Here is an 18,259-nt window from a genome sequence, read left to right as displayed (position 1 = left end):
CCTTGATAGATGTAAATAATTTTGAGTATATGAAAATCGGCCTTGCTTCACCGGATAAAATTCGTTCTTGGTCTTACGGTGAAGTGAAAAAACCGGAAACGATCAACTATCGTACGTTGAAGCCCGAGAAAGACGGTCTGTTCTGTGAACGGATCTTCGGACCTACAAAAGACTGGGAATGTCATTGTGGTAAATATAAACGCGTCCGTTACAAAGGTGTCGTCTGTGATCGATGCGGTGTTGAAGTAACTAGGCAAAAAGTGCGCCGTGAACGTATGGGGCATATCGAGCTAGCAGCGCCGGTCACTCACATTTGGTATTTCAAAGGCATACCAAGCAGAATGGGCCTTATTCTCGACATGACGCCACGTGCGTTGGAAGAAATCATTTATTTCGCGTCTTACGTAGTTATCGATCCAGCGGACACACCGCTAGAACGGAAACAGTTGCTTTCTGAAAAGGAATTCAGACTGTACCGTGAAAAGTACGGCTCGAAATTCCAAGCGCTTATGGGTGCTGAAGCAATTGAACAGCTACTAATGGCAATCGATTTGGATAAAGAAACGGAAATGTTAAAGGAAGAGTTGAAGACAGTACAAGGTCAACGTCGTACTCGTGCGATCAGACGCTTGGAAGTTGTCGAGTCTTTCCGTAACTCTGGAAACCGTCCAGAATGGATGGTTCTTGAAGTGTTGCCGGTCATTCCTCCAGAATTGCGCCCGATGGTACAGTTGGACGGCGGCCGTTTTGCAACATCCGACTTGAACGATCTTTACCGAAGAGTCATTAACCGTAACAATCGGTTGAAGCGACTTCTTGACCTTGGTGCCCCTGGCATCATCGTACAGAATGAAAAGCGTATGTTGCAGGAAGCTGTCGACGCGCTAGTAGATAACGGTCGACGCGGACGACCGGTTACAGGACCAGGGAATCGTCCGTTGAAATCCCTCTCTCATATGTTGAAAGGGAAGCAAGGTCGCTTCCGTCAAAACCTATTGGGTAAACGGGTCGATTATTCCGGCCGTTCGGTAATCGTTGTTGGACCAAACTTGAAAATGTATCAATGCGGTCTCCCGAAAGAGATGGCTATTGAATTGTTCAAGCCTTTCGTTATGAAAGAATTGGTCGAACGTGGACTTGCGCATAATATTAAGAGCGCGAAACGTAAAATTGAGCGTTTGCATTCCGAAGTGTGGGACGTCCTCGAAGACGTCATTAAAGAGCATCCGGTCTTACTAAACCGAGCTCCTACTCTTCATAGACTTGGTATCCAGGCATTCGAGCCGATGTTGGTGGAAGGCCGTGCCATCCAGCTTCATCCACTCGTATGTACGGCATATAACGCCGACTTTGACGGAGACCAAATGGCTGTTCACGTTCCGCTTTCGGCAGAAGCTCAAGCTGAGGCGCGTCTACTTATGCTTGCCGCGCAAAACATTTTGAACCCGAAAGATGGAAAACCGGTTGTTACTCCATCTCAAGATATGGTATTGGGCAACTACTACCTCACGTTGGAAAGAGCAGGATCCATCGGCGAGGGAGCGATCTTCAGCAATATGAACGAGGCATTGATTGCATATCAAACAGGCCACGTCCATCTGCATACAAGAATCGCAATTCAAGCTGGTTCGCTCAAAAACCCGACATTTACAGAAGAACAGAACAGCAAGCTGTTATTAACAACGGTCGGAAAGCTTATCTTTAATGAGATCCTTCCGGAAACATTCCCGTACATCAATGAGCCGACGAATCATAACTTGCAAATTGAAACGCCGGATAAATACTTCATCGAAGGTACGGTCGATGTTAGAGAGCATATTAAAAATGCCGAGATTGTACTTCCATTCCGTAAAAAAATTCTCGGGAATATCATCGCGGAAATCTTCAAGAAGTTCCATATTACGGAGACTTCAAGAATGTTGGACCGCATGAAAAACCTAGGTTTCAAATATTCAACTCGTGCAGGCATCACGGTCGGTATCTCGGATATCGTCGTATTGCCGAACAAAGATGAAATTTTGCAAGAGGCGCAAGATAAAGTGGATAAAGTGACACAGCAATTCCGCCGTGGTTTGATTACGGAAGAAGAGCGTTATGACCGTGTCATTTCCTACTGGAGCAATGCGAAAGACATCATTCAGGATAAACTGATGGACTCTCTTGAAAATACAAACCCTATTTACATGATGAGTGACTCAGGTGCCCGTGGTAACGCGTCCAACTTCACGCAGCTCGCGGGAATGCGGGGCTTGATGGCCAACCCGGCTGGTCGAATCATCGAGTTGCCGATCAAGTCTTCCTTCCGTGAAGGTTTAACCGTACTCGAGTACTTCATTTCCACGCACGGTGCCCGTAAAGGTCTTGCGGATACAGCATTGAAAACTGCTGACTCGGGTTACTTGACACGACGTCTCGTAGACGTTGCGCAAGATGTCATCGTACGTGAGGATGATTGTGGAACGGACAGAGGTCTACTTATCTCTGCTCTTACCGAAGGAACGGAAATCATCGAAACATTGGAAGAGCGTATCGAAGGCCGTCATACGAAGAAGACGATCCGCCATCCGGAAACGGGCGAAGTGATCGTTCCGAAAGATGGTCTTGTCACTGCTGACCTTGCAAATGCAATCGTAAGTGCTGGCATTGAATCGGTTACGATCCGTTCTGCGTTCACTTGTAATACAAAACATGGTATTTGTAAGAAATGTTACGGCATCAACCTTGCGACAGGCGAAGCAGTCGAAGTCGGCGAAGCAGTCGGTATCATTGCTGCGCAATCGATCGGTGAGCCTGGTACACAGCTTACGATGCGTACATTCCATACAGGTGGGGTTGCCGGGGATGACATCACATCCGGTCTTCCACGTATCCAAGAGATTTTCGAAGCCCGTAATCCGAAAGGGCAAGCGGTCATTTCTGAAATCAAAGGTGAGATCACCGAGATTGATGAAATCCGGGAAGGTCAGAAGGAAATTACGATTCAAGGGGAAGTCGAGACGCGCAAGTATCTCGCACCATATAACGCCCGCTTGAAAGTACAAATTGGCGATTCTATCGATCGTGGAGACAGCATTACTGAAGGTTCCATCGATCCGAAAGAATTAATCATCGTTAAAGACGTAGCCACTGTACAAGAATACCTTCTTAAAGAAGTTCAAAAAGTATACCGTATGCAAGGTGTTGAAATCGGGGATAAGCACGTTGAAGTAATGGTTCGCCAAATGCTTCGCAAAGTGCGTGTCATCGAAGCTGGCGACACGGATCTTCTTCCGGGCTCGCTGCTCGATATCCACCAATTCTCCGAAGCGAATGCTGAAGTGTTGAAGATCGGAAGAGTACCGGCTACATCACGTCCAGTCATTCTCGGTATTACAAAAGCATCGCTTGAGACGGAATCCTTCCTATCAGCAGCCTCTTTCCAAGAAACGACTCGCGTCTTGACAGATGCGGCGATCAAAGGAAAAACGGATGAGTTGCTAGGATTGAAGGAGAATGTCATCATCGGTAAACTAGTTCCAGCTGGAACAGGCATGCAACGCTATCGTCAAATTCAAATGGAACAAGATGAAGAGGCGACAGCAGCAGTTGTCGAATAAACAATAATTGAAATGGGGAGAGAAAAATCCTCTCCCCATTTTTTATTTATTGTTGACATGTTTCTTTCCAGATGATAATATACAAAAGGTTGATAGTTGAATGTCTGTACTTTGGAGGATGTACGAATGTCTTATGAAAAAGTCGAGCAGGCAAAGAAGACGATCATCGGTACAAAGCAAACAGTGAAAGCGATAAAGTCTGGCGTGGTGAGAGAAGTCGTCATTGCGAGAGATGCCGAAGAAAAGCTGATTGATCCCATAGTCGGAGAAGCAGCGCGTCACGGCATTCAAGTAAGTTATGTCGATTCGAGGGAAAAACTCGGTCAGGCATGCGGCATTCAAGTCGGTGCGTCCGTCGTCGCCATTACTGTATGATGGTTTTTGTGTGAATAAACACAAAGACTTTGTTTTTACCCCAAAAATGAACCACCTGGATGTGTGGTCTTACAAAAAAGCACAGTGAAAGGAGGAAATCCGATGCCTACAATTAACCAATTGGTCCGTAAACCTCGTCAATCGAAATCGGACACTTCCAAGGCACCAGCACTCGGAAAAAGCTATAACAGCTTCAAAAAGTCGATGACAAATGTCAACTCGCCACAAAAAAGAGGTGTTTGTACTCGTGTGGGTACAATGACTCCGAAGAAACCGAACTCGGCTCTTCGTAAATATGCGCGTGTTCGTTTGACAAACACTCTAGAAGTGAACGCATATATCCCTGGTGAAGGTCACAACCTTCAAGAGCACAGCGTTGTTCTTATCCGCGGAGGACGTGTAAAAGACTTACCGGGTGTTCGTTACCACATCGTACGTGGAGCGCTTGATACTGCTGGAGTTACTGGCCGTATGCAAAGCCGTTCACAATACGGTGCGAAAAGACCAAAAGAAAAGAAAAACTAATAACGGAATGATTATTTCGAAAGGAGGAAAACAATATGCCTCGTAAAGGTCCTGTTGCAAAACGTGACGTACTACCGGATCCGATTTACAATTCGAAGCTTGTCACTCGTCTTATCAATAAAATGATGGTGGACGGTAAAAAAGGTACATCTCAAAATATCCTCTATGGTGCGTTTGAACTTGTGAAAGAACGTTCAGGTAAAGACGCTCTAGAAGTATTTGAAGCTGCATTGAACAACGTTATGCCAGTTCTTGAAGTACGTGCTCGCCGTGTCGGTGGCGCGAACTACCAAGTTCCGGTCGAAGTTCGTCCTGAACGCCGTACAACTCTTGGATTGCGTTACCTAGTGAACTACTCTCGCTCACGCGGTGAGAAGACAATGGAAGAGCGTCTTGCGAATGAAATCCTTGATGCTTCCAACAACACAGGTGCATCTGTGAAACGTCGTGAAGAAATGCATAAGATGGCGGAAGCGAACAAAGCATTCGCTCACTATCGCTGGTAAGATCGGACGGTTTATCTTTATTCAGCAGAAGGTTGCCGCCTCTAAAGGTATCGAGATGCATGCAATTTTGTATACTGCTTAGCAGGTGTTGAGATTCAGCTGAACAAAGATAAAAGCCTCCGGCGGATGTCAAGGATTTTCAAGGGTGGTAAGGATGGCAGTCTAAGTGTGCGACATCATGTCGCACCACCTGCATGACCTACATCTATATCGTGTAGGCCTCAAGCTCGAAAAAATCCTGACGCAATCACGCCGAGGCGTGATTGATTGACACCTTAATCCGAAACGGAAGGAGATATACAAAATGGCTAGAGAGTTCTCCTTAGAGAATACTCGTAACATTGGTATCATGGCTCACATCGACGCCGGTAAGACGACGACAACTGAGCGGATCCTTTTTTACACAGGTAAGATCCATAAGATTGGTGAAACGCACGAAGGGGCATCCCAAATGGACTGGATGGAGCAGGAGCAAGAGCGTGGAATCACGATCACATCTGCTGCGACAACAGCTGCATGGAAAGGCCACCGTGTAAACATCATCGATACTCCAGGACACGTAGACTTCACAGTTGAAGTTGAACGTTCACTACGTGTATTGGATGGTGCAGTAACTGTACTTGACGCTCAATCGGGCGTTGAGCCACAAACTGAAACAGTTTGGCGCCAAGCGACAAACTATAAAGTTCCACGTCTTGTTTTCGTTAACAAGATGGACAAAACAGGTGCGGACTTCCTTTACTCTGTAGGCACTCTTCATGATCGTCTACAAGCGAATGCGGTTCCTATCCAACTTCCGATCGGTGCTGAAGATAATTTCAGCGGCATCATCGACCTCGTTGAAATGAAAGCTACTTTGTACGGTAACGACCTCGGAACGGATACGACAGTTGAAGATATTCCGGCAGAATACCGTGAGCAAGCTGATGAGTACCGTGAGAAATTGGTCGAAGCGATTGTAGACTTCGATGAAGATCTAATGGAAAAATATCTCGGCGGCGAAGAGCTGACAGTAGACGAAATCAAAACTGCAATCCGTAAAGCAACACTTGCGGTAGAATTCTACCCAGTTGTTTGTGGTACGGCTTTCAAAAACAAAGGTGTTCAATTAGTCCTCGACGCAGTTGTTGACTACTTGCCATCACCGATCGACATCCCTCCAATGGTAGGTGTCAACCCGGATACAGAAGAGGAAGAAGAGCGTCATTCCAGCGACGAAGAGCCATTCTCGGCTTTAGCGTTCAAAGTAATGACAGACCCTTATGTTGGTAAGCTTACATTCTTCCGTGTTTATTCTGGAGTCCTTCAATCAGGTTCATATGTACAGAACTCTACAAAAGGCAAGCGTGAGCGCGTAGGACGTATTCTACAAATGCACGCAAACAGCCGTGAAGAGATTTCTGAAGTACATTCAGGCGAAATCGCAGCTGCGGTCGGTTTGAAAGATACAGGAACAGGTGATACGCTTTGTGACGACAAAGCACCAATCATTCTTGAGTCCATGGAATTCCCAGAACCAGTTATCTCTGTTGCTATCGAGCCTAAGACAAAAGGCGACCAGGACAAGATGGGTACAGCTCTTGCGAAACTTCAAGAGGAAGACCCGACTTTCCGTGCGCACACTGACCAAGAAACAGGAGAAGTTATCATCGCAGGTATGGGTGAGCTTCATCTCGACATCATCGTTGACCGCTTGAGACGTGAGTTTAAAGTAGAAGCGAATGTCGGAGCACCACAAGTATCTTATCGTGAGACATTCCGTAGCGCTGCGGAAGTTGAAGGTAAGTTCGTACGCCAATCTGGTGGTCGTGGTCAATACGGTCACGTTTGGATCGAGTTCTCGCCAAACGAAGAAGGAAAAGGTTTCGAATTCGAAAACGCTGTCGTCGGTGGGGTTGTTCCTCGTGAATATATCGGATCCGTTGAAGCGGGTGTTCGTGACTCCCTGAATAATGGTGTTCTTGCAGGTTATCCGTTGATCGACGTAAAAGCACGTCTATTCGATGGTTCTTACCATGACGTCGACTCCAACGAGATGGCGTTCAAGATCGCTGCTTCCATGGCACTAAAAAATGCAGCTGCAAAATGTAACCCTGTTCTTCTTGAGCCGATGATGAAAGTTGAAGTCATCATTCCTGAAGAGTATATGGGCGACATCATGGGTGATATTACATCACGCCGTGGTCGCGTGGAAGGTATGGACGCTCGCGGTAACGCACAAGTTGTCCGTGCAATGGTTCCACTTGCAGAAATGTTCGGCTATGCAACAGCACTTCGTTCGAATACACAAGGTCGTGGAGTATTCTCTATGACATTCGATCACTATGAAGATGTTCCGAAATCAATTGCAGAAGAAGTCATCAAGAAAAATAAAGGTGAATAATTAAATTTCATCCTTGTTTCCATCTTTGATTACTTGTAAGATATGGATAGTTGGAGGGAATTGCTTCTCCAGCATCCATGCTTATAAAAAATAAAACATTCATATTTTTAAGGAGGAATTCCACAATGGGTAAAGAGAAATTCGATCGCTCCAAGGAGCATGCTAACGTTGGTACAATCGGTCACGTTGACCATGGTAAAACAACTTTGACTGCTGCAATCGCAACAGTTCTTTCAAAAAGAATGGGTGGAGAAGCGAAATCTTACGCTGACGTAGATAACGCTCCAGAAGAAAAAGAGCGTGGAATCACGATCAATACTTCACACATCGAGTATGAAACTGACAAGCGTCACTATGCACACGTTGACTGCCCAGGTCACGCTGACTACGTTAAAAACATGATCACTGGTGCTGCTCAAATGGACGGCGGTATCCTAGTTGTATCTGCAGCTGACGGCCCAATGCCACAAACACGTGAGCACATCCTTCTTTCTCGTCAAGTAGGTGTTCCTTACCTAGTTGTATTCATGAACAAATGTGACATGGTTGACGACGAAGAGCTTCTTGAACTAGTTGAAATGGAAATCCGTGACCTTCTTTCTGAGTACGAATTCCCTGGCGACGACATTCCAGTCATCAAAGGTTCTGCTCTAAAAGCACTTGAAGGTGAAGCTGAGTGGGAAGAGAAAATCGTTGAGCTTATGAACGCTGTTGACGAGTACATCCCAACACCACCACGTGACACTGACAAGCCATTCATGATGCCAGTTGAGGACGTATTCTCAATCACTGGCCGTGGTACAGTTGCTACTGGACGTGTTGAGCGTGGAGTAGTTAAAGTCGGAGATGTTGTTGACATCATCGGTTTGACTGAAGAACCAAAATCTACAACTGTAACAGGTGTAGAAATGTTCCGTAAGCTTCTTGACTATGCAGAAGCTGGAGACAACATCGGTGCACTTCTTCGTGGGGTAGCTCGTGAAGACATCGAACGTGGACAAGTACTTGCTAAGCCAGGTACAATCACACCACACACTAAATTCAAATCAGAAGTTTATGTTCTTTCAAAAGAAGAGGGTGGACGTCACACTCCATTCTTCTCTAACTACCGCCCTCAGTTCTACTTCCGTACAACTGACGTAACTGGAATCATCTCTCTTCCAGAAGGCGTAGAAATGGTTATGCCTGGCGACAACGTTGAAATGACAGTTGAACTTATCGCTCCAATCGCGATTGAAGAAGGTACTAAATTCTCAATCCGTGAAGGTGGACGTACAGTAGGCGCTGGCGTTGTAGCTACAATCGAAAAGTAATAAACTTTTAAATCCCGCACTCGTGCGGGATTTTTTCTATTAGTAATGCTTTTAGATGGATTAAAGGCATTTGGCGCGATTAGAAAAGAGGGATCATGAAATGTGGCCGCGTCCAAAGAAAGGCATCCCACATCCAAAGAGTGTCGTCGCGCGTCCAAAGGAAGGCATTCCACGTCCAAAGAGTGTCGTCGCACGTCCAAAGGAAGGCATCCCACGTCCAAAGAGTGTCGTCGCGCGTCCAAAGGAAGGCATATCACGTCCAAAGAGTGTCGTCGCGCGTCCAAAGGAAGGCATCCCACGTCCAAAGAGTGTCGTCGCGCGTCCAAAGGATGGCATTCCGCGCTCAAGGCAAGCTGTAGCGCGCTCAAAGAAGCCGATCTCGCTCTCAAGAAGTGACATCCGCGATCAAGACAAGCCTCCCCGCGCTCAAGAATCGATTCCCACGCCTAAAGCAGCGACTCCTGCACCACAGCAAGCACCACTGCAATAGCATCCTTTATTACGAATTAATTTTCATAGCATTTTAGATATCCGAGGAATCATTTAGACTCCACAAGCCACGCTATTACAAAAAGCCGCACGCTTCGCGAAAAACCTCACTATTTTTCATGTAATATCCCACAAAACAGTTGAATTATAAGCAACATCCTATTATAATTAAAAAGCTGAGAAAAGAATTTCGCGAAAAGGGTTGCGAGATTCTTTTTCCTTGTGTATAATGTTGAATGTTGGTCTTTGACTGCGATGAAGCGGGAGGTTGCCGACACACCCGGCCGCTTTGCCATGGCACGTGTGTGGGAAATTTCCGTGGAGAATGTCTAGAAAATAGGCGAGAAGGAGGGAAAGTAATGGCAAAACAGAAGATTCGTATCCGTTTAAAAGCATATGATCACAGAATTCTTGATCAGTCAGCTGAAAAAATCGTAGAAACAGCAAAACGTTCAGGTGCAAGCGTATCAGGTCCGATACCTCTTCCAACTGAAAGATCTGTTTATACAATTCTTCGTGCGGTACATAAGTACAAAGATTCGCGCGAGCAGTTCGAAATGCGTACGCATAAACGTCTTATCGATATCGTCAACCCGACACCACAAACTGTCGATGCATTGATGAAACTCGATTTACCATCTGGCGTTGACATTGAAATCAAACTTTAATCGATAAAATAAAACTAATTAATTCAGGAGGTGTGACAAATGACCAAAGGAATCTTAGGGAGAAAAGTTGGCATGACGCAAATTTTTGCTGAAAACGGCGATCTCATTCCAGTGACTGTGATTGAAGCTGCTCCAAACGTTGTTCTTCAAAAGAAGACAAACGAAACAGACGGCTACGAAGCAATCCAGCTTGGATTCGACGACAAACGTGAGAAGCTTGCAAACAAACCTGAAAAAGGACACGTTGCAAAAGCTGAAACGGCACCTAAGCGCTTCATTCGCGAATTCCGCGGAGTAGACGTAGCTGGGTATGAAGTTGGTCAGGAAGTCAAAGTCGATACATTCGCAGAAGGCGATATCGTCGATATTACAGGAGTATCAAAAGGTAAAGGGTTCCAAGGTGTTATCAAACGCCACGGATTCTCACGCGGACCAATGAGTCACGGTTCTCGTTTCCACCGTGCACCAGGTTCACTAGGTGCGGTTGACGGACAACGTGTATTCAAAGGTAAAAAATTGCCAGGACGTACTGGTGGAGACACTGTTACGATCCAAAACCTTGAAATCGTACGAGTTGACGCTGAGCGTAACTTGTTGCTAGTAAAAGGTAATGTTCCAGGAGCACGCAAATCACTTATTACAGTGAAAAGCGCAATCAAAGGGAACTAATTCTTAAAGGAAGGAGGAAACAAAAATGCCTAAAGTATCCGTACTAAGTCAGACAGGTTCTTCAGTTGGCGATATCGAATTGAACGAAGCGATCTTCGGAATCGAGCCAAATGAAGCTGTCCTATTCGAAGCATTGGTTCAACAACGCGCATCTTTGCGTCAAGGTAACCATAAAGTAAAAACTCGTGCAGAAGTTGCTGGCGGTGGTCGTAAACCATGGCGCCAAAAAGGAACTGGACGTGCTCGTCAAGGGTCGATCCGTTCACCACAATGGCGTGGAGGCGGTATCGTATTCGGTCCGACTCAAAGAAGCTACAGCTACAAACTTCCTAAAAAAGTTCGTCGTTTAGCTCTTCTTTCAGCGCTTTCAACAAAAGTGCGCGATGAAGAAATCATCGTATTGGACGCTCTTACATTCGAAGCTCCAAAAACAAAGGAATTCACGAAGGTCCTTGCAGATCTTTCAATCAATAAAAAAGCATTGTTCGTAACAGCTGACCTTGATGAAGCAGTGGCATTGTCCGCTCGTAACATCCCTGGAATCAGCGTCGTTACAGCAAACGGCATCAACGTTCTCGACATCGTCGCTCATGACAAACTTGTCGTAACAAAAGATGCAGTTCAAAAAATTGAGGAGGTGCTTGGTTAATGGAAGCACGTGATGTACTAAAACGTCCGGTCATTACCGAGCGTTCTTCAGAACAAATGGAACTCAAAAAATACACTTTCGAAGTAGATACGCGCGCTAACAAAACACATGTGAAGCAAGCTATCGAAGAAATCTTCGGAGTGAAAGTTGAAAAAGTCAACGTACAGAACTACAAAGGTAAGTTCAAACGTATGGGCAAACATGCTGGTTACACAAACAAACGCCGCAAAGCGATCGTAACTTTGACTGCTGATTCAAAAGACATCGAACTTTTCGAAATGTAATTAACTCGTAAATAAACGAAGGAGGGAACACCAATGGCGATTAAGAAATATAAACCTACCTCCAACGGACGTCGTAACATGACTTCTTCAGACTTCTCTGCTATTACAACAGATAAGCCAGAAAAATCATTGCTTGAGCCACTTAAGCGTAAAGGCGGACGTAACAACCAAGGTAGGATGACTGTTCGTCACCAAGGTGGAGGCCATAAGCGCCAATACCGTGTCATCGACTTCCAACGTCGGAAAGATGGCATTCCAGGACGCGTTGCTACGATCGAATACGATCCAAACCGTTCTGCAAACATCGCCCTAATCAACTATGCTGATGGGGAGAAACGTTACATCCTTGCACCAAAAGGATTGGAAGTGGGCATGACTGTTATGTCAGGACCTGAAGCGGACATCCGCGTAGGGAACTCTCTTCCACTAGAAAACATTCCAATGGGTTCTACAATCCATAACATCGAATTGAAACCTGGTAAAGGTGGACAATTGGTACGTTCTGCTGGTACATCCGCACAATTGCTCGGACGTGAAGGCAAATACGTAATCATCCGTCTACAATCAGGCGAAGTTCGTATGATCCTATCAACTTGCCGCGCAACAATCGGTCAAGTAGGTAACGAGCAACACGAATTGATTAACATCGGTAAAGCAGGTCGTTCACGCTGGATGGGCAAACGTCCAACTGTACGTGGATCTGTCATGAACCCTAACGATCACCCACATGGTGGTGGTGAAGGACGTACTCCAATCGGCCGTCCGAGCCCAGTTACACCTTGGGGCAAACCAGCTCTTGGTTACAAAACTCGTAAGAAAAACAACAAATCCGACAAACTTATCGTTCGTCGCCGTAAAAAATAATGTGATGACACTGCGGTTCGGTGAGTGGACCGTAGTACAATCATCACGGAGGGAGGTTTTTCCATGGGCCGCAGCTTGAAAAAAGGACCTTTTGCAGATGATCATCTAATGAAAAAGGTCGACGCTCAAAAAGATGCACAAAAGAAACAGGTCATTAAAACTTGGTCTCGCCGTTCCACAATCTTCCCATCCTTCATCGGATTGACGATTGCTGTATACGACGGACGTAAGCACGTACCTGTCTATGTGACTGAAGATATGGTTGGTCACAAACTCGGTGAATTCGTACCTACGCGCACATACAAAGGTCATGGCGCTGACGATAAGAAAACTAGACGTTAATTGAGAGGAGGTTAATCTGATGCAACAAGCAAAAGCTACTGCCCGCACAGTCCGTATTGCTCCTCGCAAAGTCCGTTTGGTCGTTGATCTTATCCGGGGCAAGAAAATCGGTGAAGCTGTCGCGATTCTACGCCTGACGCCAAAAGCGGCATCTCCGGTTGTAGAAAAAGTATTGAAATCAGCAATCGCTAATGCTGAACACAACTATGAAATGGATGTTGAGAACATGATCGTCAGCGAAGTATTCGTTGATGAAGGTCCAACAATGAAACGTTTCCGTCCACGTGCACAAGGTCGTGCAAGTGCGATCAACAAACGTACTAGCCACATTACAGTAGTGGTATCCGAAAAGAAGGAGGGGTAATTCGTGGGTCAAAAAGTACATCCTAATGGTTTGCGGGTTGGCATCATTCGTGATTGGGATTCGAAATGGTATGCAGAAAAAGACTATGCGAACCTTCTACACGAAGACTTGAAAATCCGTGAGTACATCGAAAAGCGCCTAGTTGACGCTGCAGTTTCCAAAGTGGAAATCGAGCGTGCTGCAAAGCGTGTCAATATTACAATCCACACTGCGAAGCCGGGCATGGTGATCGGTAAAGGCGGTTCTGAAGTTGAAGCACTTCGTAAATCGTTGAACGATATCACTGGCAAGCGTGTACACATTAACATCGTAGAAATCAAACGCGCTGACCTTGACGCGAAATTGGTTGCAGAATCAATCGCACGTCAATTGGAAAGCCGTGTATCATTCCGTCGTGCTCAAAAACAAGCAATTCAACGTACGATCCGTTCTGGAGCAAAAGGAATCAAAACACAAGTATCCGGACGTCTTGGCGGTGCTGACATCGCTCGTGCGGAACACTACAGTGAAGGTACTGTTCCTCTTCATACATTACGTGCAGACATTGATTATGCACACGCAGAAGCTGACACTACATATGGTAAGCTTGGCGTAAAAGTATGGATTTACCGGGGAGAAGTCCTTCCAGTGAAGAAGAACTCTGAGGAAGGAGGCAACTAATTATGTTAATGCCTAAACGCGTTAAATATCGTCGTGTGTTCCGTGGTAAAATGCGCGGAGCTACAAAAGGCGGAGCATCTGTTCAATTCGGTGAGTTCGGCCTACAAGCGACTGAGTCAGGTTGGATCACTAACCGTCAAATCGAATCTGCTCGTATCGCAATGACACGTTACATGAAACGTGGCGGTAAAGTTTGGATCAACATCTTCCCACATAAGCCATATACGAAAAAGCCTCTTGAAGTCCGGATGGGTTCCGGTAAAGGTGCTGTAGAAGGCTGGGTAGCAGTAGTAAAACCAGGTCGTGTAATGTTTGAAATCGCAGGTGTGTCAGAAGAGGTTGCCCGTGAAGCACTTCGTCTCGCATCTCACAAACTGCCCGTGAAGAGCAAGTTTGTAAAACGTGAAGAAATTGGTGGTGAGTCTAATGAAAGCTAAAGAAATCCGTGACTTAACAACTGCAGAAATCGAGCAAAAAGTGAAATCACTGAAAGAAGAGCTTTTCAACCTTCGCTTCCAATTAGCGACAGGACAATTAGAAAACACTGCACGCATCCGTGAAGTTCGCAAATCGATTGCGCGCATGAAAACTGTAATACGTCAAAGAGAGATCAGTGCAAATAACTGATGAAGGAGGTTGCAGCCATGACTGAGCGTAACCAGCGCAAGGTATATACAGGCCGTGTAGTATCCGACAAAATGGATAAAACGGTTACCGTAATGGTAGAGACACATAAAAAGCACGCTTTATACGGCAAACGTGTAAAGTATTCGAAGAAATTCAAGGCCCATGACGAATTGAATGAAGCGAAAATCGGCGATGTAGTTCGCATTATGGAAACACGTCCACTTTCAGCTACAAAGCGTTTCCGCCTCGTCGAAGTAGTCGAAAAAGCGGTCATCATCTAATAACGTTCGGAAAGAAAATTCCGAGAGGAGGTAACCTCAATGATTCAACAAGAGAGCCGTATGAAAGTTGCCGATAACTCAGGAGCACGTGAAGTTCTAACAATTAAAGTGCTTGGCGGAACAGGCCGTAAAACTGCGAATATCGGTGACATCGTTGTTGTAACAGTGAAAAAAGCAACACCAGGTGGCGTTGTCAAGAAAGGCGACGTTGTCAAAGCAGTTATCGTTCGTACGAAGAGCGGAGTGCGTCGTAAAGATGGCTCCTACATTACGTTCGACGAAAACGCATGTGTTATCATCCGTGATGACAAGAGCCCACGTGGAACACGTATTTTCGGACCAGTTGCACGCGAATTGCGCGACAGCAACTTCATGAAGATCATTTCCCTAGCTCCAGAAGTTCTTTAATCACATGACAGTGCCAATCAAGGAGGTGCGATGAAATGCACGTTAAAAAAGGCGATAAAGTTATGGTCATCACCGGAAAAGACAAAGGTAAGACCGGAGTAATCTTAGCTGCTTTCCCTAAAAAGGATCGCGTACTTGTGGAAGGCGTCAACATTGTAAAAAAACATACTAAGCCTAACCAAGCGAACCCTCAAGGCGGAATCGTCAGCCAAGAGGCAGCTATCCATGTATCCAACGTCATGCCAATCGATCCTAAAACAGGTGAGCCTACTCGCGTAGGATATAAATTCGAAAATGGCAAAAAGATTCGTATTGCTAAAAAATCCGGTGAAGCGCTGGACAAATGAGTAATGGATGAAAGGAGGTCCAACTGATGAGCCGTTTAAAAGAAAAGTTTTCGAAAGAAATCACACCTGCTCTCATGAGCAAGTTTGAATATACTTCAGTAATGCAAGTACCAAAAGTAGAGAAAATCGTCATCAACATGGGTGTTGGTGATGCTGTTCAAAACTCTAAAGCGCTAGATGCAGCGGTAGAAGATCTAACAATTATTTCAGGTCAAAAGCCGGTTGTAACAAAAGCGAAAAAGTCAATCGCCGGATTCCGTCTTCGTGAAGGAATGCCGATCGGTGCGAAGGTAACACTACGCGGCGAGCGCATGTATGAATTCCTGGACAAGCTGATCTCAGTTTCACTTCCACGTGTTCGTGACTTCCGAGGTGTTTCGAAGAAAGCATTCGACGGTCGCGGTAACTACACACTTGGTGTGAAAGAACAGCTGATTTTCCCTGAAATTGACTACGATAAAGTATCTAAAGTACGAGGAATGGATATCGTCATCGTTACGACTGCTAACTCCGATGAAGAAGCACGCGAGTTGCTAACGCAGTTCGGCATGCCGTTCCAAAAGTAAACTAAAGGGAGGCGAAAACGTGGCTAAGAAATCAATGATCGTTAAACAGAAACGTACTCCAAAGTTCAAAGTTCAAGAATATACACGTTGCGAGCGCTGTGGTCGTCCGCACTCCGTATATCGTAAATTTAAACTTTGCCGTATTTGTTTCCGAGAACTCGCATATAAGGGACAAATTCCTGGCGTTAAAAAAGCTAGTTGGTAATCCCCTAACTTGGGAAGGAGGTTAATGGAATGACAATGAGTGATCCTATCGCAGATATGCTTACACGCATCCGTAACGCGAACATGGTTCGTCACGAGAAGCTTGAGGTACCTGCTTCAAACATGAAAAGAGAAATCGCTGAAATCTTGAAACGTGAAGGTTTCGTACGCGATGTTGAATATGTGGAAGATAGCAAACAAGGCATTATCCGCATTTTCCTTAAATATGGTCAAAACAACGAGCGTGTTATCACTGGTCTTAAACGTATCTCAAAACCTGGTCTTCGTGTTTACGCAAAAACAAATGAAGTTCCTAAAGTTTTGAATGGCCTTGGTATCGCCCTTGTGTCCACGTCAAACGGTCTCCTTACTGATAAGGAAGCTCGTGCAAAACAAGTAGGCGGAGAAGTCGTCGCTTACGTTTGGTAATCTGTAACAATTGAATGGAGGTGCAATAGAATGTCCCGAATTGGTAAACGCCCGATCGAGGTTCCTGAAAACGTGACAGTTACTATCGCTGATAATAACGTTGTCACTGTTAAAGGCCCTAAAGGCGAACTTACAAATACATTTAATACTGATATTAAAATCGAGCAAGAAGGCAACATCATCACTTTGACTCGTCCTTCTGACTCTAAAGAACACCGTTCCATCCACGGAACAACTCGTTCACTTCTTGATAACATGGTAACTGGTGTTTCAAAAGGTTTCGAACGTACACTTGAACTTGTTGGGGTTGGGTATCGTGCTCAGCTTCAAGGCAAGAAACTTGTATTGAACGTAGGATACTCTCACCCGGTTGAATTCACGCCGGAAGATGGAGTTGAAGTTGAAGTTCCTGCAAATACGAAAATCATCGTTCGCGGTATCAATAAAGAGCGCGTCGGTGCTTTGGCGTCGAACATTCGTCAAGTACGTCCACCTGAACCGTACAAAGGAAAAGGTATTAAGTATGAAGGCGAACAAATCCGTCGTAAAGAAGGAAAAACAGGTAAATAATGCCGCGTAAAGGCATTCGGAAGGAGTGACCACGATGATCACGAAACAAGATAAGAACGCTGTCCGCAAAAAACGTCATGCACGTGTTCGTACGAAAATCAGCGGATCTCCAGCGCGTCCACGCTTGAATGTTTATCGTTCAAACAAACATATCTATGCACAACTAATCGACGATGTGAATGGCGTTACGATTGCAAGTGCTTCCACTATGGATAAAGGGTTCGAATTGGACTCTAAAGCGAATGCTGAAGCAGCAGCTAAAGTCGGCGAGATGATCGCGAAGAAAGCCGTTGAAAAGGATGTCAAATCGGTTGTTTTCGACCGTGGCGGATACCTATTCCATGGCCGTGTGAAAGCTCTTGCAGACGCAGCACGCGAAAATGGACTGGAATTTTAATTAAGAAGGAGGGACATATTTCATGCGTCGTAATGATCAGAATAGAAGTGAATTCGAAGAACGCGTAGTAACGATCAACCGCGTAGCGAAAGTGGTAAAAGGTGGACGTCGTTTCCGCTTCACAGCACTTGTCGTTGTCGGAGATAAAAACGGTCGCGTCGGTTTTGGAACAGGGAAAGCGCAAGAGGTTCCTGATGCAATCCGTAAAGCTATCGAAGATGCGAAGAAAAACTTGATCGAAGTGCCAATGGTTAAAGGAACGACTCCACACGAAATTATCGGACGTTTCGGTGCAGGGCAAATCCTTATCAAACCGGCAGCACCTGGTACAGGAGTAATCGCCGGAGGACCTGTCCGTGCGGTACTTGAACTTGCAGGAATCACGGATATCCTTTCAAAATCCCTAGGATCAAGCACACCAATCAACATGGTTCGTGCAACAATTGAAGGGTTGAAGAGTTTGAAACGCGCTGAAGAGGTTGCTAAATTGCGCGGCAAATCCGTTGAAGAACTGTTAGGTTAAGGGGGGAAACACAATGGCAAATAAACTTGAAATCACCCTTACGAAAAGTGTAATCGGCGCTAAGCCGGCACAACGTAAAACAGTTGAAGCTCTCGGTCTGCGTAAATTGAATCAGACAGTTGAACATCAAGACAACGTAGCAATTCGTGGCATGATCAGCAAGGTTAGCCACTTGGTCACTGTTAAAGAACAATAATGCACATTTTCGAAATAAGGAGGT

At 45.4% G+C, this 18,259-nt stretch carries 27 protein-coding genes; all 27 read left to right on the top strand.

Features of this window, described 5'->3' with window-relative positions; translation table 11 throughout:
* The first annotated feature begins 2 nt into the window (after positions 1-2).
* Positions 3-3,596: a DNA-directed RNA polymerase subunit beta' gene (rpoC, locus tag AC0L13_RS18750; RefSeq protein ID WP_473642258.1), complete on the top strand. Its 3,594-nt coding sequence runs from the start codon at positions 3-5 to the stop codon at positions 3,594-3,596.
* A gap of 126 nt (positions 3,597-3,722) precedes the next feature.
* A complete protein-coding gene (locus AC0L13_RS18745; protein ID WP_440498984.1) occupies positions 3,723-3,971 on the top strand; it encodes a ribosomal L7Ae/L30e/S12e/Gadd45 family protein in 249 nt (82 codons plus the stop codon).
* A 102-nt stretch (positions 3,972-4,073) separates the two neighbouring features.
* Complete coding sequence (gene rpsL, locus AC0L13_RS18740) at positions 4,074-4,496, top strand: 30S ribosomal protein S12 (RefSeq protein WP_473642257.1); 423 nt, start codon at positions 4,074-4,076, stop codon at positions 4,494-4,496.
* A 35-nt stretch (positions 4,497-4,531) separates the two neighbouring features.
* A complete protein-coding gene (gene rpsG / locus AC0L13_RS18735; RefSeq protein WP_060203405.1) occupies positions 4,532-5,002 on the top strand; it encodes a 30S ribosomal protein S7 in 471 nt (156 codons plus the stop codon).
* A 304-nt stretch (positions 5,003-5,306) separates the two neighbouring features.
* A complete protein-coding gene (fusA, locus tag AC0L13_RS18730; protein ID WP_473642256.1) occupies positions 5,307-7,385 on the top strand; it encodes an elongation factor G in 2,079 nt (692 codons plus the stop codon).
* Positions 7,386-7,510: 125 nt separating this feature from the next.
* Positions 7,511-8,698 carry an elongation factor Tu gene (gene tuf / locus AC0L13_RS18725; protein WP_473642255.1) on the top strand — a complete coding sequence of 396 codons (1,188 nt, stop codon included), beginning with the start codon at positions 7,511-7,513 and terminating at the stop codon, positions 8,696-8,698.
* Between the two features lie 100 nt (positions 8,699-8,798).
* Positions 8,799-9,188, top strand: a complete 390-nt coding sequence (locus tag AC0L13_RS18720) for a hypothetical protein (protein WP_473642254.1) — start codon at positions 8,799-8,801, stop codon at positions 9,186-9,188.
* A gap of 358 nt (positions 9,189-9,546) precedes the next feature.
* Positions 9,547-9,855, top strand: coding sequence for a 30S ribosomal protein S10 (rpsJ, locus tag AC0L13_RS18715; RefSeq protein WP_042478628.1), 309 nt, complete (start codon positions 9,547-9,549; stop codon positions 9,853-9,855).
* Positions 9,856-9,894: 39 nt separating this feature from the next.
* Positions 9,895-10,524, top strand: coding sequence for a 50S ribosomal protein L3 (gene rplC / locus AC0L13_RS18710; RefSeq protein WP_440498988.1), 630 nt, complete (start codon positions 9,895-9,897; stop codon positions 10,522-10,524).
* Positions 10,525-10,549: 25 nt separating this feature from the next.
* Positions 10,550-11,173, top strand: coding sequence for a 50S ribosomal protein L4 (rplD, locus tag AC0L13_RS18705; RefSeq protein WP_473642253.1), 624 nt, complete (start codon positions 10,550-10,552; stop codon positions 11,171-11,173).
* Positions 11,173-11,457, top strand: coding sequence for a 50S ribosomal protein L23 (gene rplW, locus AC0L13_RS18700; RefSeq protein WP_440498990.1), 285 nt, complete (start codon positions 11,173-11,175; stop codon positions 11,455-11,457). Before rplD ends, rplW begins: the two co-directional genes overlap by 1 nt.
* Before the next feature lie 33 nt (positions 11,458-11,490).
* Positions 11,491-12,321, top strand: a complete 831-nt coding sequence (rplB, locus tag AC0L13_RS18695; RefSeq protein WP_060203419.1) for a 50S ribosomal protein L2 — start codon at positions 11,491-11,493, stop codon at positions 12,319-12,321.
* A gap of 63 nt (positions 12,322-12,384) precedes the next feature.
* Entirely contained in the window at positions 12,385-12,663 is a 279-nt protein-coding gene (rpsS, locus tag AC0L13_RS18690) for a 30S ribosomal protein S19 (RefSeq protein WP_060203421.1), read from the top strand.
* A gap of 19 nt (positions 12,664-12,682) precedes the next feature.
* The gene (gene rplV / locus AC0L13_RS18685) at positions 12,683-13,027 is read left to right on the top strand and encodes a 50S ribosomal protein L22 (protein WP_060203423.1); all 345 of its coding nucleotides are present in this window, start codon (positions 12,683-12,685) and stop codon (positions 13,025-13,027) included.
* A 3-nt stretch (positions 13,028-13,030) separates the two neighbouring features.
* Positions 13,031-13,687, top strand: coding sequence for a 30S ribosomal protein S3 (rpsC, locus tag AC0L13_RS18680; RefSeq protein WP_440498992.1), 657 nt, complete (start codon positions 13,031-13,033; stop codon positions 13,685-13,687).
* A 2-nt stretch (positions 13,688-13,689) separates the two neighbouring features.
* On the top strand, positions 13,690-14,124 hold the full coding sequence (gene rplP / locus AC0L13_RS18675; RefSeq protein WP_473642252.1) for a 50S ribosomal protein L16: 435 nt from the start codon (positions 13,690-13,692) through the stop codon (positions 14,122-14,124).
* Complete coding sequence (rpmC, locus tag AC0L13_RS18670; RefSeq protein WP_009499049.1) at positions 14,114-14,314, top strand: 50S ribosomal protein L29; 201 nt, start codon at positions 14,114-14,116, stop codon at positions 14,312-14,314. Before rplP ends, rpmC begins: the two co-directional genes overlap by 11 nt.
* A gap of 17 nt (positions 14,315-14,331) precedes the next feature.
* Positions 14,332-14,595: a 30S ribosomal protein S17 gene (rpsQ, locus tag AC0L13_RS18665; RefSeq protein WP_473642251.1), complete on the top strand. Its 264-nt coding sequence runs from the start codon at positions 14,332-14,334 to the stop codon at positions 14,593-14,595.
* 39 nt (positions 14,596-14,634) lie between these two features.
* Positions 14,635-15,003 (top strand): 50S ribosomal protein L14, encoded by a 369-nt coding sequence (rplN, locus tag AC0L13_RS18660; RefSeq protein WP_060203431.1) that lies wholly within the window; start codon positions 14,635-14,637, stop codon positions 15,001-15,003.
* A 35-nt stretch (positions 15,004-15,038) separates the two neighbouring features.
* The gene (gene rplX / locus AC0L13_RS18655) at positions 15,039-15,350 is read left to right on the top strand and encodes a 50S ribosomal protein L24 (protein ID WP_381441645.1); all 312 of its coding nucleotides are present in this window, start codon (positions 15,039-15,041) and stop codon (positions 15,348-15,350) included.
* 26 nt (positions 15,351-15,376) lie between these two features.
* The gene (gene rplE / locus AC0L13_RS18650; RefSeq protein WP_440498994.1) at positions 15,377-15,916 is read left to right on the top strand and encodes a 50S ribosomal protein L5; all 540 of its coding nucleotides are present in this window, start codon (positions 15,377-15,379) and stop codon (positions 15,914-15,916) included.
* A 19-nt stretch (positions 15,917-15,935) separates the two neighbouring features.
* The gene (rpsN, locus tag AC0L13_RS18645) at positions 15,936-16,121 is read left to right on the top strand and encodes a 30S ribosomal protein S14 (RefSeq protein WP_066366377.1); all 186 of its coding nucleotides are present in this window, start codon (positions 15,936-15,938) and stop codon (positions 16,119-16,121) included.
* A 29-nt stretch (positions 16,122-16,150) separates the two neighbouring features.
* Positions 16,151-16,549, top strand: coding sequence for a 30S ribosomal protein S8 (rpsH, locus tag AC0L13_RS18640; protein WP_060203437.1), 399 nt, complete (start codon positions 16,151-16,153; stop codon positions 16,547-16,549).
* Positions 16,550-16,579: 30 nt separating this feature from the next.
* A complete protein-coding gene (rplF, locus tag AC0L13_RS18635; RefSeq protein ID WP_473642250.1) occupies positions 16,580-17,119 on the top strand; it encodes a 50S ribosomal protein L6 in 540 nt (179 codons plus the stop codon).
* Positions 17,120-17,153: 34 nt separating this feature from the next.
* The gene (rplR, locus tag AC0L13_RS18630) at positions 17,154-17,516 is read left to right on the top strand and encodes a 50S ribosomal protein L18 (protein ID WP_252504706.1); all 363 of its coding nucleotides are present in this window, start codon (positions 17,154-17,156) and stop codon (positions 17,514-17,516) included.
* 22 nt (positions 17,517-17,538) lie between these two features.
* Positions 17,539-18,039, top strand: coding sequence for a 30S ribosomal protein S5 (gene rpsE, locus AC0L13_RS18625; protein WP_440498996.1), 501 nt, complete (start codon positions 17,539-17,541; stop codon positions 18,037-18,039).
* Between the two features lie 13 nt (positions 18,040-18,052).
* Positions 18,053-18,235 (top strand): 50S ribosomal protein L30, encoded by a 183-nt coding sequence (gene rpmD, locus AC0L13_RS18620; RefSeq protein ID WP_224654333.1) that lies wholly within the window; start codon positions 18,053-18,055, stop codon positions 18,233-18,235.
* Positions 18,236-18,259: the final 24 nt, after the last annotated feature.

It is taken from the genome of Sporosarcina sp. QA0331 (assembly GCF_055808055.1).
The sequence above is the reverse complement of the archived record's forward strand: the minus strand, read 5'-3'. Positions and strand labels throughout refer to the sequence as shown.

What these genes read in the sequence shown, in the direction of transcription:
- AC0L13_RS18745 (WP_440498984.1), top strand. Translation starts at nt 3,723, where the DNA reads ATGTCTTATGAAAAAGTCGAGCAGGCAAAGAAGACGATCATCGGTACA.
- rpsL (WP_473642257.1), top strand. Translation starts at nt 4,074, where the DNA reads ATGCCTACAATTAACCAATTGGTCCGTAAACCTCGTCAATCGAAATCG.
- rpsG (WP_060203405.1), top strand. Translation starts at nt 4,532, where the DNA reads ATGCCTCGTAAAGGTCCTGTTGCAAAACGTGACGTACTACCGGATCCG.
- fusA (WP_473642256.1), top strand. Translation starts at nt 5,307, where the DNA reads ATGGCTAGAGAGTTCTCCTTAGAGAATACTCGTAACATTGGTATCATG.
- tuf (WP_473642255.1), top strand. Translation starts at nt 7,511, where the DNA reads ATGGGTAAAGAGAAATTCGATCGCTCCAAGGAGCATGCTAACGTTGGT.
- AC0L13_RS18720 (WP_473642254.1), top strand. Translation starts at nt 8,799, where the DNA reads ATGTGGCCGCGTCCAAAGAAAGGCATCCCACATCCAAAGAGTGTCGTC.
- rpsJ (WP_042478628.1), top strand. Translation starts at nt 9,547, where the DNA reads ATGGCAAAACAGAAGATTCGTATCCGTTTAAAAGCATATGATCACAGA.
- rplC (WP_440498988.1), top strand. Translation starts at nt 9,895, where the DNA reads ATGACCAAAGGAATCTTAGGGAGAAAAGTTGGCATGACGCAAATTTTT.
- rplD (WP_473642253.1), top strand. Translation starts at nt 10,550, where the DNA reads ATGCCTAAAGTATCCGTACTAAGTCAGACAGGTTCTTCAGTTGGCGAT.
- rplW (WP_440498990.1), top strand. Translation starts at nt 11,173, where the DNA reads ATGGAAGCACGTGATGTACTAAAACGTCCGGTCATTACCGAGCGTTCT.
- rplB (WP_060203419.1), top strand. Translation starts at nt 11,491, where the DNA reads ATGGCGATTAAGAAATATAAACCTACCTCCAACGGACGTCGTAACATG.
- rpsS (WP_060203421.1), top strand. Translation starts at nt 12,385, where the DNA reads ATGGGCCGCAGCTTGAAAAAAGGACCTTTTGCAGATGATCATCTAATG.
- rplV (WP_060203423.1), top strand. Translation starts at nt 12,683, where the DNA reads ATGCAACAAGCAAAAGCTACTGCCCGCACAGTCCGTATTGCTCCTCGC.
- rplP (WP_473642252.1), top strand. Translation starts at nt 13,690, where the DNA reads ATGTTAATGCCTAAACGCGTTAAATATCGTCGTGTGTTCCGTGGTAAA.
- rpmC (WP_009499049.1), top strand. Translation starts at nt 14,114, where the DNA reads ATGAAAGCTAAAGAAATCCGTGACTTAACAACTGCAGAAATCGAGCAA.
- rpsQ (WP_473642251.1), top strand. Translation starts at nt 14,332, where the DNA reads ATGACTGAGCGTAACCAGCGCAAGGTATATACAGGCCGTGTAGTATCC.
- rplN (WP_060203431.1), top strand. Translation starts at nt 14,635, where the DNA reads ATGATTCAACAAGAGAGCCGTATGAAAGTTGCCGATAACTCAGGAGCA.
- rplX (WP_381441645.1), top strand. Translation starts at nt 15,039, where the DNA reads ATGCACGTTAAAAAAGGCGATAAAGTTATGGTCATCACCGGAAAAGAC.
- rplE (WP_440498994.1), top strand. Translation starts at nt 15,377, where the DNA reads ATGAGCCGTTTAAAAGAAAAGTTTTCGAAAGAAATCACACCTGCTCTC.
- rpsH (WP_060203437.1), top strand. Translation starts at nt 16,151, where the DNA reads ATGACAATGAGTGATCCTATCGCAGATATGCTTACACGCATCCGTAAC.
- rplF (WP_473642250.1), top strand. Translation starts at nt 16,580, where the DNA reads ATGTCCCGAATTGGTAAACGCCCGATCGAGGTTCCTGAAAACGTGACA.
- rplR (WP_252504706.1), top strand. Translation starts at nt 17,154, where the DNA reads ATGATCACGAAACAAGATAAGAACGCTGTCCGCAAAAAACGTCATGCA.
- rpsE (WP_440498996.1), top strand. Translation starts at nt 17,539, where the DNA reads ATGCGTCGTAATGATCAGAATAGAAGTGAATTCGAAGAACGCGTAGTA.
- rpmD (WP_224654333.1), top strand. Translation starts at nt 18,053, where the DNA reads ATGGCAAATAAACTTGAAATCACCCTTACGAAAAGTGTAATCGGCGCT.